This is a genomic window from Janthinobacterium violaceinigrum (genome assembly GCF_009208555.1).
Taxonomy (GTDB): domain Bacteria; phylum Pseudomonadota; class Gammaproteobacteria; order Burkholderiales; family Burkholderiaceae_D; genus Janthinobacterium; species Janthinobacterium violaceinigrum.
In genome coordinates this window covers 1-14,546 of the sequence record NZ_WFLI01000009.1, presented here as the reverse complement: position 1 = coordinate 14,546, position 14,546 = coordinate 1, and the positions used below count along the sequence as shown (strand labels likewise).

Genomic DNA, 14,546 nt, shown 5'->3' with positions numbered 1-14,546 from the left:
ATGCAGCCCGGCCATTTTTTTATCCATGCTGCCGGCCTGGCGGCAGCGGCGCATCAGTAGCGCATCAGCAGCGCGAGACGTCGCGCAGCAGGCGGTCGTATTCCGTCTTGGCGACCTTGTAGCACTCGCCCGCATAGCATTCCAGGCCGGCGCGGTCCAGTACCGTGATATTGCCGCGGCGATAATGGATCAAGCCTTCTTCCTGCAGCTTGCCGGCGGCGGCCGTGATGCTTTCGCGGCGCACGCCCAGCATGATGGAAATCAGCTCTTGCGTCACTTTCAATTCGTTCGATGGCGAACGGTCCAGGCGGTCCAGCAGCCAGCGGCACAGCTTTTGCTCGATCGAGCTGTGGCGGCCGCCGACGGCGTTCTGCGCCATTTGGGCAAACAGGGCGTTGGTGTAGCGCATCAGCAGCTGGGGCAGGGCGCCGCCTTGGTTGAAGGCATCGCGCAGGCTTTGCGTCTTCAGGCGGTAGCCGTAGCCGGCGCTTTGCACGACAGCCGTGCACATGGCGCGTTCGCCTGCCAGCAGCGAGGCACCGGCCACGCCTTCATGGCCGACGACGGCGATTTCCGTCGTGGCGCCGTCTTCCATCACGTACAGCAGCGAAATGATGGCCGTGGTGGGGAAGTAGCTGTATTCCAGGTTGTTACCGTAGGCATACAGTTCCTTGCCGAAAGGCAGTTCCACCAGTTCCAGGTCTTCGAACAGCGATTCGAGTGCGGCGCGCGGCAGGGCGGCCAGCAATTCATTCTGTTGGGCACTGCTGAGGCTAACACGCGACGCAAGCTTGATTTCCCGTCCGGCCGCCGGCATGGCGCGCGGCAGCAACTGGTTCTTCTGGACCGGGGTGCTAAGTTGAGTATGGCTCATAGTATTCCTCACAGGCTTTTTACATCGGAGTGCGACTGCCGCGTTGCCGGTCGAAAGCCGTGCCGCATCCATCGGATAACAGCGTTTTTTTCGACCGCGCGGTGCAGATCGCGATGTAGCTACTTTAAAAGCTTATGTAAGTGGCGAACATAAGATTAGCAGTCGCCACTTTGTAGTCTCTTTTGAGGCGGAATTGTAGTCCTAGTCCTACGTGCACACTTTTGACTAGCTAGCCTTGCGCCGTTCTGCGCGATTTTGTGATATGACGCGGGGCTTGTTGGCGCTCCACAGGCCGGCCGGACGCACGCTGGGCAAGCCGTCGCGCACGGTAGGGGCCGGTGTCTGGCGCGCGCCGGGCGCCTCGTGTTCGCCCAGGCGGAAGCGGCTGACGGCCTGCGTCAGCGCCTCGCCTTCCTGGTGCAGGCGCTGCGAACCGGCACGGGCTTCGTCGACCAGGCCCGCGTTCTGGCGCGTCATGTCGTCGATTTGCGCCAGCGCCTGGTTGATGCGGGCGATCTCGCCATTCTGCTCGGCGCCGGCGCTGCTGATACGTCCGATCACCACGGCGACTTGCTGCACCGCATCGACGACTTGCCGCATGGTGCTGCCGGCGGCATTGACCAGTTCGCCGCCCGCATCCACGGTGGCCACGGAATCGCCGATCAGGCGCTTGATTTCCAGTGCCGCCTCGTTCGAGCGTTGCGCCAGGCTGCGCACCTCGGATGCCACGACGGCAAAGCCGCGGCCTTGCTCGCCCGCGCGCGCCGCTTCCACGGCCGCGTTCAGGGCCAGGATATTCGTCTGGAAGGCGATGCCGTTGATGACGCCGATGATGTCGACGATCTTGTGCGAGCTGGCCTTGATCGAGGCCATGGTCTCGACCACGGCGCCGACGGTCTGGCCGCCGCGCAGGGCCACGTCGGCTGCCGTCGCCACCAGGGTGCGTCCCTGTCCTACGTGGGCTTCATTGCGGCCCACGGTGGCCGTCAGCTCGCGCATCGAGTCCACGGTGGCGCCCAGCGCGTCCGATTGCGTGGCCGTGTGGCCGGACAGGGCCGCGTTGCCCTGCGCGATATCGGCGCCGGCCGCCGCGATGACGGCCGCGCCGCCGCGGATCTCCTGCACCAGGTTGGCCAGGCCGTGCGTCATGGCGCCGAAGTCGCGCACCAGGTCGCCGATTTCGTCGTGCGCCTGCGAGGTGATGCGCTGCGACAGGTCGCCCGCCGCCGCCGCGCCGACGGCCACGCGCAACTGCGTCACGTCGCGCGCGAACGCGGCGTAGAAGCCCGCGCACAGGTAGGCGGCGGCCAGCAGCACCAGCAGCATGGCCGCCAGGATCAGGGCGCGGCGCGCCTCGTCGCGGGCGATGCGCTGCGCCAGCAGATCGTTTAGGGCGGTGGCCGAGGCGCCGGACAGCGCGTGCAGGGCGTCGATGGCCTGCATGCCGGCCGCGTGGAATTGCGCGCCCGACGTCTGGTCGTAGGAATTCGTCACTTCATTCTTCGTGCGTTCGAGGAAGGCCAGCGCGGCCGGCACGGCTTTCAGCGCCCCTTGCAGGCTGGCGCGCAGTTCCGGCTTGGCGGCGAGGATTTCGTCGAAGCGGGCCGGCAGGCGTTCCAGTTCGTGGCGCGCGATCAGGGCGTTGGCGTTGACGAGTTGATCTTCGTTTGCCTCGAACAGGCCCGTGTCGATGTAGGCGGCACCGCGCCCGCCGATGTCGGACAGGCTCTCGGCCAGGTCGGGCAGGGTGGCGGTGAAGACGGCGCTCAGGTGATTGGCACCCGCGTCCGGGTCCAGGCTCAGGTGCGAACGGTCGGCCACCAGCTGGCCCAGCTTGGCGGCCTGGCGCAGCAGCGCCGTGTGCGCCGCGTAGCTGTCGCGCGCCGCGAGGCCCGCCTGGCGGCCCAGCAGGGCTTGCCACTGCTTCGTCAGTTCGGCCGCCTGGGGCAGGCCTGCGCCGGCCGGCAAGCGCGCCAGGGCCGCCAGCGCGGCCGTGATGCGCGCGTTCAGGGCTGTGTTGTCCATGCCCGCCTTGCCGCTCAGGCGCAAGTGCTCGAGGCCGCGCCGCTGCTGCAGCAGCCGCGTGCATTCCTGTAGTTGGCGCACATAGGCCACGCCCCGCTGCGCATCCTGCGCCTGCGCCAGCGATTTGCCCAGTTCCGAGATCAGCAGGGTCGTCGCCAGCGCCAGCGGCAGCAGGAAGACGAGGCAGACAAGCATGAATTTGGGCAGCAGGCGCAAGCGCTGCATGAGTCGGATGGCGGGGGTGAGGAGGATTTTCATCGGATTTCCAGGGTAGGGTGGCAACATTTCTGCAGTGCAATGTTGCCTGCGGATTGTGACCCCTTGATGAAGTGTGCGGCAGCCTGCCCGATTCCCGCGTCAATTTTGCCGTTCGCCAGAGTGAAGCAGTTCACACGGAAGGCCGATCCTTCTGTAAAATCGAGGGTTTTTTGCGAGGGCCATATTATGGTCACCAATATGGCCAACGAGAACGACATCATTCCCCCTGATTCCAGCGACAGTGCGGACAACGCCGCAGCGCCAGCCAGCAGCAAGGCGCCGGCCGTGATCGCGCGCGAAGTGCAGCGCCGCCGCACCTTCGGCATCATTTCCCACCCGGATGCGGGCAAGACCACGTTGACGGAAAAACTGCTGCTGTTCTCGGGCGCGATCCAGATGGCCGGTACCGTCAAGGCGCGTAAATCGGGCCGCCACGCGACGTCGGACTGGATGGAGATCGAGAAGCAGCGCGGCATTTCCGTCGCCTCCTCGGTGATGCAGTTCGAATTCCGCGACCACGTCGTCAACCTGCTCGACACCCCGGGCCACCAGGACTTTTCGGAAGATACCTATCGCGTGCTGACGGCCGTCGATTCGGCGCTGATGGTGATCGACGCGGCCAAGGGCGTGGAAGCGCAGACGATCAAGCTGCTGGCCGTGTGCCGCATGCGCAATACGCCTATCGTCACCTTCATGAACAAGATGGACCGCGAGACGCGCGATCCGCTGGACCTGCTCGACGAACTGGAATCGGTGCTGAAGATCCAGTGCGCGCCCGTCACCTGGCCTATCGGCATGGGCAAGAACTTCCGCGGCGTGTACCACCTGCTGAAGGACGAGATCATGCTGTTCAAGGCCGGTGAAGAGAAGGCCGACGGCGCTTTCGAAATCATCAAGGGCATCGACAACCCGCGCCTGCAGGAGATGTTCCCGCTGGAGATGGACCAGCTGCGCATGGAAGTGGAACTGGTGCACGGCGCGTCGAACCCGTTCAACCTGGAGGAATTCCTCTCCGGCGTGCAGACGCCCGTGTTCTTCGGTTCGGCCATCAACAACTTCGGCGTGCGCGAGATCCTGTCCGCGCTGGTCGACTGGGCGCCGGCGCCGCGCCCGCGCGACGCCACCGTGCGTTCCGTCGATCCGACCGAGCAGCCATTCACGGGCTTCGTCTTCAAGATCCAGGCCAATATGGACCCGGCCCACCGCGACCGCATCGCCTTCCTGCGCGTCTGCTCGGGACGTTTCGAGCGCGGCATGAAGGTCAAGCACCTGCGCCTGGGGCGCGAGATCAAGGTGTCGAACGTGGTGACCTTCATGGCTTCCTCGCGCGAACAGGTGGAAGAGGCGTACGCGGGCGACATCATCGGCTTGCCGAACCACGGCAACATGCAGATCGGCGACAGTTTTTCCGAAGGCGAGATGCTGACCTTTACGGGCATTCCGTACTTCGCGCCGGACTTCTTCCGTTCCGTGCGCATCCGCAATCCGCTGAAGATCAAGCAGCTGCACAAGGGCTTGCAGCAGCTGGGCGAAGAGGGCGCGGTGCAGGTCTTCAAGCCGGTGCAGGGCGGTGAACTGGTATTGGGCGCCGTCGGCGTGCTGCAGTTCGAAGTGGTGGCCAGCCGTCTGCTCAACGAGTATGGCGTCGACGCCGTGTTCGAGGGCACCAGCATCAGCAGCGCCCGCTGGGTCAGCTGCGACGACAAGCGCATCCTGCAGGATTTCGAGAACGCGCTGGGCCACAACGTGGCCTACGATGCGGCCGGCAACATGGCCTACCTGGCCACGTCGGGCGTGAACCTGCGTTTGACGGAAGAGCGCTGGCCGAAGCTGACGTTCCACGCGACGCGCGAGCATTCGGCAAAATTGGCCTAGGGCGCCGGATAAAAAGCCCAGGGCGTTGTTGCCTTGCCTCGCCGTACATTCGTACTGTCTTCGGCAAGGCGCCTAGCCTTGAGCATTTTCTCCTGCACCCTTGTGCAGGCCGTCAGGCGTAGGTCGGATGAGCGCGGCAACGCCGCGCGTAATCCGACGCCAGCGCTGGCGGCAATTCAAGCCGGCAGGATCGTGCGCGTACTCCAGTCGCGCCGCTCCAGCAGCAACGCCGTCAGCTGCGCCGCCGTCATGGGGCGGGCAAAGAAGAAGCCCTGCGCATTGTCGCAGCCCGCCTTGCGCAAAAACTCCACCTGCTGCAGCGTTTCCACGCCTTCGGCCACCACTTTCAGATGCAGGCTGTGCGCCATCGCGATGATGGCCGTGACGATGGCTTCGCCCTCGCCGGGCAGGTCGTGCACGAAGCTGCGGTCGATCTTCAGCTGGTCGATGGGCAGGCGTTTCAGATACGACATCGAAGAATAGCCGGTGCCGAAATCGTCGATCGACAGGTGGATGCCCGTGTCCTGCAGGCGGCGCATCAGTTCCACGTTGGCGTGGACATTGTCCATCAATACCCCTTCCGTGATTTCCAGCTCCAGCAAGCCATGCGGCAGCTGCGTTTCGTGCAGGATGGCGTGGATATCGTCCATCAGGCCCGGGTCGCGCGCCTGGCAGGCCGACAGGTTGACGGCCACGTGCTCGAGCGAATCGAGCAGTCCCGCCTTGCACCAGGCAGCGGCCTGGCGGCAGGCGCTTTGCAGCACCCAGCGCCCCAGGTCGACGATGATGCCGCTTTCCTCGGCCACGGGGATGAATTCGCTGGGGCTCAGCTGCCCCATCTCGCGGCAGTGCCAGCGGATCAGCGCTTCCACGCCGACGATGCGCCCGCTGCGCAAGTCGATCTGCGGCTGGTAGTGCAGATACAGTTCCTCATTCTGCAGCGCGCGGCGCAGGTTCGCTTCCATGCGCAGGCGGCGTTGCGCGCGCAGCTCCATTTCGGACTGGAACACGGCATAGCGGTTCTTGCCCTGGTGCTTGGCGTGGTACATGGCCGTGTCGGCGTTGCGCGTCAGGGTGGCCACGTCCTGCGCGTCGAACGGGTACAGGCTCACGCCGATGCTGGCGCTGACATACAGCTGGTGGCCTTCGAGGGCGAACGGCTCGGCCAGCACGGCGAGGATCTTGCGCGCCACGCTGGCCATTTCCGATGCGTCGTCGGCCGGTTCGACGATGACGACGAATTCGTCGCCGCCGATGCGGCAGATGATGTCGGTGCTGCGCAGGATGGCCACCAGCCGTTCGGACACCAGCTTGAGCAACTGGTCGCCGCAGTGGTGGCCCAGCGTATCGTTGACCACCTTGAAATTGTCCAGGTCCAGCAGCAGCAGGCCCACGCTGCTGTCCTGGCGGTCGGCGCGGGCCAGCGCGTAGGCCAGGGCGTCGTTGAATTCATGGCGGTTCGGCAGCTGGGTGACGGGGTCGACGTGGGCCAGGTAGTGCAGATGGTTTTCCGCGTGCTGGGCGGCGGCGCGCGTGCGGCGCACCATCAGGACCGTCAGGCCGAATGCGCACAGGCAGACCAGCAGGGTGAAGGCGGAAAATTGCGCCAGGCTCAGGTACAGCGGCGCCAGGCTGGCGCGCAGGTACAGCGCGCCGCCGCCGGGCAAGGTCTGGAGGAGGGCGGCATGGCCGCCCAGGTAATCGGTCTGCATGCCGGCGCGCGGCGCCGCGGGCGCGGCATCGCTGCCGCTGCGCGCGTAGCGGGCAAACGGCGCGCCGTACGGGCTGTAGAGCAGCGCTTGCTGCACATGCGGGGCGGCGGCGAGGGGAGCGAGCAGCTGTTGCGCCGCAAGGGGGTTGTCCTGGCGCAGGGCCAGGGCGGCGGCGGGCGCCAGCATGTCGGCCTGGATGCGCAGGTTACGCTGGAACGATGTCTGGAGGGAATACCACTGGAAGAGGATGAGCAGCAGGCTGGCGATGGCCAGCATGGCGGCCGCGGCCAGCAGGTTCAGCCTGGCAATCCGGTCGCCGCGCCACTGCACCGAGGGCAGCATCAAGGGCGCCATCATGACGCATTCTCCTGCCGGCCCCGCTTGCCGCCGCCCCGTGTGATCCCGCCTCGCCCTGCCATACTTTACGTTCCAGTCTGATGAAAGCCGAAGTGAGCCGGAACTCTCAACGTGTTGTTAAGGCCGACATATTGTCATTTTGCAGCGTGAAAGTACAGGGCACGCGGCAATTTATTGTCCGTGCCGCGGGCCGGTGGCGGCAGGCAAGGCGGCAAGACAGGCGGAAAAAGCGGGGCGTGTCTTTCTAATAATAATCGTACTTGAATTTTAATCCTTTTTTTGCCGGCTGGTTTTTTCCTCGTAAAAACATGCCGATGGTAAACAAAATGTCATGAAGAATAACTTCAATGCCGCGGGCGGGCGTGGAACGGATTAACTTCCTGTCTGCATAAGCCATTGCAAGTCATTGATTTTAATAAATTTTAATAGAGAATGCGAGAACGCTATGGCCTTGCTCCGCGAGTTCGTCCATAATCCGCTGATGATGGACGTTCTGATGCTGTTTGTTTTGCCTCGCGCGCGCAAGTAACTCGCCGCCGACAAAACCGGACGTCGCCCTAATGATAAATAGTGAGGATATCTTGGAAAAAAAACCAAAAATTATTTTGTCGTCACAAGACCTGGAACGACTGGAAGCGTTGTTGTATGCCTTGGGTAATAATCTGTCGCCGGACAAGGCCGCCCTGCTCGATGAGCTGGGCCGCGCCGAAGTGCTGGAGCCGCAGGAAATCCCCCCGACCGTCGTGACGATGAATTCCACCGTGCGCTTCACGGTGGAAAACAAGGAAGAATTCTGCCTGACGCTCGTGTATCCGAAGGACGTGGAAGGCCAGGCCGACCGCATTTCCGTGCTGGCGCCTGTCGGCAGCGCGCTGCTGGGCCTGTCCGTCGGCGACAGCATCGCCTGGCCCATGCCGGGCGGCGTGGTAAAGGTGAAGATCGAGGAAATCGTCTATCAGCCTGAACGGGCTGGCGAATACCACCGCTAAGCGCGGCAAGCAGTGACGGCGGACGGCGCCTGCCGTTCGCCTGCCAGGCCGTGTTTCCAATAATCAACTATTGCGTTGCACGCGCACCACCAGCCATCCCGCCACGACCGTGAACGTGACGATGATGGCAACGATGATCCAGAAGCCCTGCGGGTGCTGGGCCAACGGAATTCCCCCCACGTTCATGCCCAGCATGCCGGCGATGATATTGATCGGCAAGGCCAGCACGGTGACGATGGTCAGCACGAACAAGCTGCGGCTGTTTTCCTCGTTGACGCTGGCGGCGATCTCTTCCTGCAGCAGCTTGATGCGTTCCTGCAAGGACGACATATCGCTGAGCACTACCGAAAATTCCTCCGTCGACTGGCGCAGTTCCAGGCTGTCCAGTTCGGATACCCACGCGGGCGGGCGTTGCAGCAGGCGGAACAGGGCGGCCGGTTCCGGCGCCAGCAGGCGCTGCAGCCGCACCAGCACGCGCCGCATGGCGCCCAGGTCTTCGCGTTTCGGCACCAGGCGCCCGGCCAGCAAGTGGTCTTCGATATCGTCGACCCGCGCCACGGCGTCGCGCACGATGTTGACCAGCACGTCGGCCTGGTCGCGCAGCAGATGGATCAGCAATTCCACCGACGAGCGGATCGGCTCGTGGTTCTTGATGACGGCCTGGCGCAGGCGCTCGATCGATTGCAGCGGCGCGCGGCGCGCCGTGATGACGAGGTTTTGCGCCACGCTGGCCCACATGGTGGAAATGTCGGACGCTTCGAACGAAAAATTGTGCACCACATCGTTGACCACGGCGATCAGGGTGTTTTCCGCCTGTTCGATGCGCGTCGAACGGGAACCCTGGTGCAGGGTTTCATAGAACTCGTCGGCCAGTTGCGTATGCGTCATCAGCCATTTTTCGCTGGCCGCATGCGACAGATTGAAGTGCAGCCAGACGAATTCCTGCGCCGGCCGGGCCGCGCCGTCGGCCAGCCAGGCCAGTGCGGCCGTCGAATCGAGGGCCAGCGGGGGGCCGTCGCGGCCAAACAGGAAGCCCCAGACCAGGCCCGAGGTGTCCGAGCCGTAGGTAAAGCCGGCAGTTTCCATCGCCATCGTGAATCTTTCTCGCGCAGTGTGATTGATCGTCGCGCGATTCTAATACACGGATGTGTCGGGAAAATGACAAGGCCACCGCGAAGGGTGGCCTTGGTGTCAATGCTGCCTAGCTGCGGCGCGGGTTGTCGGGGCGGCGGTCGTCGCGGTTCGGGATGCCGTCGCCATCGCGGTCGTGGCGGTTGCCATTGTCGCGGTCATAGCGGTTGGGGATGCCGTCGCGGTCACGGTCGCCGTTCGGGCCCCGTGGCGACCAGCGGCCCTGTTCCATCTGCCAGCGGCCGTCGCGCTGGTTCCAGGCGGGCGGCGCATACACATAGCCGGGGCGTTCGGCGATCCACACGCCGGGTGTCCAGGCGTAGCGCTGGCTGCGCCATTCCCAGTGGCCGGGCGCCCAGATGTAGCCGTGGCGGGCGCGCGGGATGGCTTCGCGGCGCGGTGGCGGCGGGGCGATGCGCACGTCGTCATAGCGCACGGGCTGCACCTGTGCGGCGACCCAGCCGCCACGGTCCAGGCGCCAGCGGTTGTTTTCCTGTATCCAGGCGGCGCGGCGGTACTGGTTGCCGCCCCGTTCGCGCAGCCATTCGCCGCCGGTCCAGACATGGCGCTGGCCATCCCAGTTCCAGTAGCCGGGCGCCCACACATAGCCGGCGCGCGGCGCGGGCACGCTTTCAAACCGGGGCGGAGGCGGGGCGTTGCCGACGACAATGCTGACGCCGAGCTGATTCTGTGCCATCGCCTGCGCGGGCAGGAAGGCTGCGGCGCTGATGGCAAGCATGGCTGCTGCGTAGAGTGTGATGGGTTTCATGGTGTGCTCCATTTCGGTGATTGCGTGAAATGGACTATAGGCGCTTGCCGGCGAGCGGATCGCCTTTGATTCAACTTATTACAATTGACACAATGCTGTGTGTCCGTGTATCCGTGGCAGATACATATCGGAGGCAAATGGCGGCCTGGCGCGGCGGCTATCGGCAGTGCGCCAGGCGGCGTGGGGTCAGCATGGATGGCTCACAGGGTGCTGGCGGTGGCGTTGCCCAGCAAGGCTTGCCGTTCTTCGATCAGCGAGATTTTCTTTTCCTGTTCCGTCAGGCGCTTGGCGCTGACCACCACCACGGGGATGGCGCCGGCCTGTGCCGTAGCGGCCGCTTTGGCCGCCGCTGGCTGGGTGAAGCTGGCATAGCTGGCACCGCAGGCGATGGCGACGGCGACGGTGAAAATGGCTTCCATGTTTTTCAGGGTTTTCATGATCGTTCCTTTCGGGTGGCGGGTGGGTATGTCTGCACTGTAGCCATGCGCGCGCCGCGGCGCCATGCCGATGCGACCAGCCGTGGTTTTGGCGGGATAGCCTGCAAAAAAACGGCGCTGAAATGCCTGCGCACGGGGCTGGCGGGCGACCGCTTGAATTGAGGCCTAATTAGCCCTGTATCCGTGCATATGAATGCAATTGCCCTATGGCATTATTTGACACTGCACAGTGTTGTGCGCCGTGTCGTGCACGCGCGGCGCGCGGCAGGTGCGGCGCCAGCTGTCCTGCTAGAATCGGCACAGCAGCGGGGTTGCGCACACAATAATTCTCATCAGGAGTCACACATGTTCCAATTGTTTGGTTTTGGCGGCGCCCGCTGCCCCCGCTGCGAGCACAAGAACGGCGCTGCCGCCGGTTATTGCGCGCAATGCGGCTTGTCGCTGGGCGCCCCCGACAGCGATGCGGTGCTGCATGCCAATCAATGGCATCTTGCTGATGGGCAACTGGCCCTGTTCTTTGGCGTGCGCGAACTGTCTTCGCTGTTCGGCAGCGCGGCGCGGCGCCTGCAGGTACCCGCCGAGTCGCGCGCCTGGATCGTGCAATCGGACGCTTTCACCTCGATACCGGCCGGCGACTACGACAGCGCCGCCTTCTTCGCCCGCCTGCCCGCGCTGCTGCCGGCCCGTCCGGCCGAAGTGCTGATCGCGCGCGCCGACGCCGTCAGCCTGGAATTCGACTTGCCGGGCCTGGCCAGTACGGAGCTGCTGGGCATCGCCGCCTCCCTGCGCGTGGAGATCGCGCTGGGCCAGCCCGATGCGTTCGCGCGCCAGTTCATGCGCGCGCCGGGCGCCGTCACGCGCGCCCACCTGCACGCCTTGCTGCTGCCGTCCGTGCGCCAGATTGCGCTGGAATTCATCGGCAGCCGCGCGCTGCGCGAGATGGATGCGAATGCCGACCTGCGGCCCGAATTGAACGAACGCCTGCAATCGGCCCTGACGCAGCGCCTGGCGCCCAGCGGCCTGGCCGTGGCGCGCGTGGAAACGCTGAGCCTGCGGCACGACAAGCGCGAGGGCGACGGCGACGCCGCCATCGGCACTTTGTGGCTGGGCGGCGCGCCGGCGCAGGCGCTGGAGCAGCACAGCCTGGAGCGCATGAAGCAGCTCGACCAGCTGTATGACGAGGAAGAGTGGCAGCGCATCCGCCGCGAAGAGCTGGCGGCGCGCCATGCGCACCGCCGCGCCGAACTGCAGCAGGATGCGGCGGTGGAAAAGGCGGAGTTGAACCACCAGGAAGCGGAGCGCCTGCAAGTGCTGCGCGGACGCCAGATCGACCTGTATGGCCGCATCCTGGAAGCGAAATCGCGGCGCCAGGCGCTCGACCACGGCGCCGCGCTGGCGCTGGGCGAGCTGGAACAGGAACTGGCGCAGAAGGGCGCGCAGCGCTCCGAAGAAGCGGCCAACTGGGAACACGTGCGGGCGCTGGCCGCCATCAAGATGCGCAGCGAGCTGGAATTGTCGCAGCTGCATGGGCGCGAACAGATCCAGCTGGCGCAGCAGCGCTTTACCCATCAGGTCCACTTGCAGTCGATCGCGCAGCAGATCGAGAGCGCGCTGCTGATCGATGACGAGACGGGGCGCCGCACCCAGCTGGCGCGCCTGCGCCAGGCGGAAGCGGATGCGGCCCAGCGCGAGGCGCAGCTGGAAGCGGAGCAGCACCAGGCCGCCTGGCAGGGCCTGATGCTGGCCAATGCGGCGCGCAAGCGCGAAGCGGAGCGGGTGCAGGAGTGGGAAGACCAGATGCAGCTGGCGCGTCAGCGCGAACTGCTGCGCGCCGAGGCGCACAAGGACGAGGCGGCTCAGGTGCAGGCGGCGGAAATCGCGGAAAAGGTGGCGGCGCTGCGGCGCGGCGGCGCGCGCGAGGACGCCATCGCGCAGCAGGAAAAGCTGCTGCGCACCATCGAAGCCGATGGCGTGCACGCGCGCCAGCTGCAGCAGCAAGCGCAGCTGGCGCAGCTCGACGCGCTGGCCATCGAGGAACAGCGCCAGCAGCTGCGCCAGCTGGAACAGGAAGCGCAATGGCAGCGCGATCTGCTGGCCATGGCGCAGCAGCGCGAAAGCGATTACGCGCGCTGGAAGGGCGAGTACGAAGCCCTGCTGGCGCAGCAGGCGCATGCGGCCGAACTGGCGCGCATCGACATCGACCGCATCGAGAAGATCGGCTCGCTGAGCGACACGGGCAAGGTGGCCATGGCCGCCGGGCAGAACGCGGCCGCGCTGGCGCAAGTGCTGAAGGTGCAGCTGCAGGCGGGCATGAGCGCCGAGCAGATCCACGCGCTGGCGGCGCTGGCGGCGGCCGAGAACAGCATCGCGCCGCTGGACGCGCTGCGCATGGCGCAGGACAGTGTGGCACAGGAACGCAGCTACCTGGAAGGCCAGGCGGAACGCGAACGGCGCCAGCAGCTGGACCTGATCAACCTGCAGAATGCGGCGCACGCGCATGGCCTGTCGGCGCAGGCGCAGCTGGGCGTGGCCGTGGCGCAGGCGCTGCAGCCAGGTGCTGCCGCCGCCGCGCCGGCGCCCTGCAAGAACGGCCATGCGCAGCGCGCGGGCCATCCCGAAGATAAATTCTGCGCCGCCTGCGGCGTCGCCTTGCAGCCTTGATGGAAGCGTTTCACCCCAGATGATGCAAAAAGCACGAGACAAACTGCGGGAACTGCGCGCCCTCCAAGACGACGGGCTGCTCAGCGAGCAGGAATTTGAACGCCGCAAGAACGCCATCCTCGATGCCGAGTACGCGCCGCCCGGTGCCACGCCCGCGCCGCTGCCCGTACGCCAGGGCACGGAGCTGGGCTTCATGACGGGCCAGGAAATCGGTCCGCAAAACCGCCGCTACCGGCTCGAACGGCTGATCGGCACGGGCGGCATGGGGCAGGTGTGGCAAGCCACGGACCTGGCCACGCACGCGGAACTGGGCAGCAGCGAAATGGTGGCGCTGAAGATCTTGCCGCCGCAGCTGACGCAAAGCGCCACGCATGCCAAGCTGCTGATCGAGGAAGCCACGCAGGCGCGCAAGCTCGCGCATGAAAACATCGTGCGCGTCTACGAATGGGCGCAGGACCCGGCCACGGCCAGCTATTTCATCATCATGGAATGCCTCGACGGCGAAGATCTCGAGCATTACCTGGGGCGCCAGGGCGTGCTGCCCCTGTCCACGGTGCAGGAACTGCTGCAGCCGGTGGCCGAGGCCCTGTCGTATGCGTGGGAAAAGCACAAGCTGGTGCACCGCGACATCAAGCCGGGCAATGTCTTCCTGACGGCGAAAGGCGACGTCAAGCTGCTCGATTACGGCATCGCCTCGCGCGTGCGCAATGCGGACAGCAGCCTGGCGCTGGACATGCCGAATGCGGGCACGCACGGTTACCGGGCGCCCGAGGCCGGCGCCAATCAGCGCCAGCCCAGCCCGCGCCTGGACGTGTACGCGGTGGCCGTGATGATCTACCAGATGCTGGAAGGGCGCATGCCGTTCGACGACGCGCGCAGCGCCAGCCATCTGCCGTCGGCGCCGCAGGCGCTCAACGCGCAGCAGTGGCAAGTGCTGCAGAACGGTTTTTCCCTGACGGCGGAACTGCGGCCCCAATCCGTGCAGGCCTTGCTGGAAGGGCTGGAGCGCGCGGCCGGCCCGTCGCCCGAAGAGCTGGCGGAACAGGCGCGCCAGCAGCAGGCGCGCGCGGCGCAGCAGCAAAAGGAGGCGGCGCTGGCTGCCGAGCAGGCCCGCGAAGCGGCGCTGAAAGAGGCGCGCGTGCGCCAGGAAGAGCTGGACCAGCGGCGCAAGGCGGAAATCCAGGCGGCTGCGCTGGAAAAGCAGCGACAGGACAAGCTGCGCCGGGAACAGGAAGCGCAGCGCCATTTCGAAGCGGAAGAGGCGCGCAAGCTGCGCAAGGAAGCGCTGCGGGGCCAGTTGCGCGCGCGCCGCGAAGCCGATGCCGCCACGGCCTTGCAGGAACACCAGGAATTGCAGCGCAAGGCCATCGTCGCCAAGGCGGAGGCGGCCTACCGCGCCGAGCAGGAACGGGCGCGCCGCGAAGAGGCCAGCCGCGCCGCGGCGCAGCAGCAGCAGCC

At 65.6% G+C, this 14,546-nt stretch carries 10 protein-coding genes; 4 read left to right on the top strand and 6 right to left on the bottom strand.

The genetic code is table 11. The annotated features are described in order from the left end of the window. Nucleotides 1-64: 64 nt before the first annotated feature. Complete coding sequence (locus tag GCN75_RS09775) at nucleotides 65-874, bottom strand: Crp/Fnr family transcriptional regulator (protein ID WP_099411578.1); 810 nt, start codon at nucleotides 872-874, stop codon at nucleotides 65-67. A 225-nt stretch (nucleotides 875-1,099) separates the two neighbouring features. Continuing rightward, a complete protein-coding gene (locus GCN75_RS09770; RefSeq protein ID WP_152282363.1) occupies nucleotides 1,100-3,157 on the bottom strand; it encodes a methyl-accepting chemotaxis protein in 2,058 nt (685 codons plus the stop codon). Between the two features lie 198 nt (nucleotides 3,158-3,355). Between GCN75_RS09770 and GCN75_RS09765 the strand changes: the two genes are divergently transcribed. Next, nucleotides 3,356-5,032 carry a peptide chain release factor 3 gene (locus GCN75_RS09765; RefSeq protein ID WP_152258898.1) on the top strand — a complete coding sequence of 559 codons (1,677 nt, stop codon included), beginning with the start codon at nucleotides 3,356-3,358 and terminating at the stop codon, nucleotides 5,030-5,032. Nucleotides 5,033-5,208: 176 nt separating this feature from the next. Here the strand turns inward: GCN75_RS09765 and GCN75_RS09760 are convergent, their stop codons facing one another. Continuing rightward, nucleotides 5,209-7,101 carry a putative bifunctional diguanylate cyclase/phosphodiesterase gene (locus GCN75_RS09760; protein ID WP_152282362.1) on the bottom strand — a complete coding sequence of 631 codons (1,893 nt, stop codon included), beginning with the start codon at nucleotides 7,099-7,101 and terminating at the stop codon, nucleotides 5,209-5,211. Between the two features lie 581 nt (nucleotides 7,102-7,682). On the opposite strand from GCN75_RS09760, the gene rnk reads away from it, so the two are divergent. Then, the gene (rnk, locus tag GCN75_RS09755) at nucleotides 7,683-8,090 is read left to right on the top strand and encodes a nucleoside diphosphate kinase regulator (RefSeq protein WP_162835757.1); all 408 of its coding nucleotides are present in this window, start codon (nucleotides 7,683-7,685) and stop codon (nucleotides 8,088-8,090) included. A gap of 63 nt (nucleotides 8,091-8,153) precedes the next feature. Here the strand turns inward: rnk and GCN75_RS09750 are convergent, their stop codons facing one another. The 3 genes from GCN75_RS09750 to GCN75_RS09740 form a co-directional block, all read right to left on the bottom strand. Continuing rightward, entirely contained in the window at nucleotides 8,154-9,182 is a 1,029-nt protein-coding gene (locus GCN75_RS09750) for a transporter (protein WP_170846295.1), read from the bottom strand. A gap of 109 nt (nucleotides 9,183-9,291) precedes the next feature. Then, nucleotides 9,292-9,990: a YXWGXW repeat-containing protein gene (locus GCN75_RS29525; RefSeq protein ID WP_226941249.1), complete on the bottom strand. Its 699-nt coding sequence runs from the start codon at nucleotides 9,988-9,990 to the stop codon at nucleotides 9,292-9,294. Nucleotides 9,991-10,190: 200 nt separating this feature from the next. Beyond that, nucleotides 10,191-10,427 (bottom strand): hypothetical protein, encoded by a 237-nt coding sequence (locus GCN75_RS09740; RefSeq protein WP_152282361.1) that lies wholly within the window; start codon nucleotides 10,425-10,427, stop codon nucleotides 10,191-10,193. Nucleotides 10,428-10,772: 345 nt separating this feature from the next. On the opposite strand from GCN75_RS09740, the gene GCN75_RS09735 reads away from it, so the two are divergent. Next, nucleotides 10,773-13,088, top strand: a complete 2,316-nt coding sequence (locus GCN75_RS09735) for a coiled-coil domain-containing protein (protein WP_152282360.1) — start codon at nucleotides 10,773-10,775, stop codon at nucleotides 13,086-13,088. A gap of 19 nt (nucleotides 13,089-13,107) precedes the next feature. Further along, the coding region (locus GCN75_RS09730; RefSeq protein WP_193317435.1) for a protein kinase domain-containing protein at nucleotides 13,108-14,546 on the top strand (1,439 nt) is incomplete at its 3' end.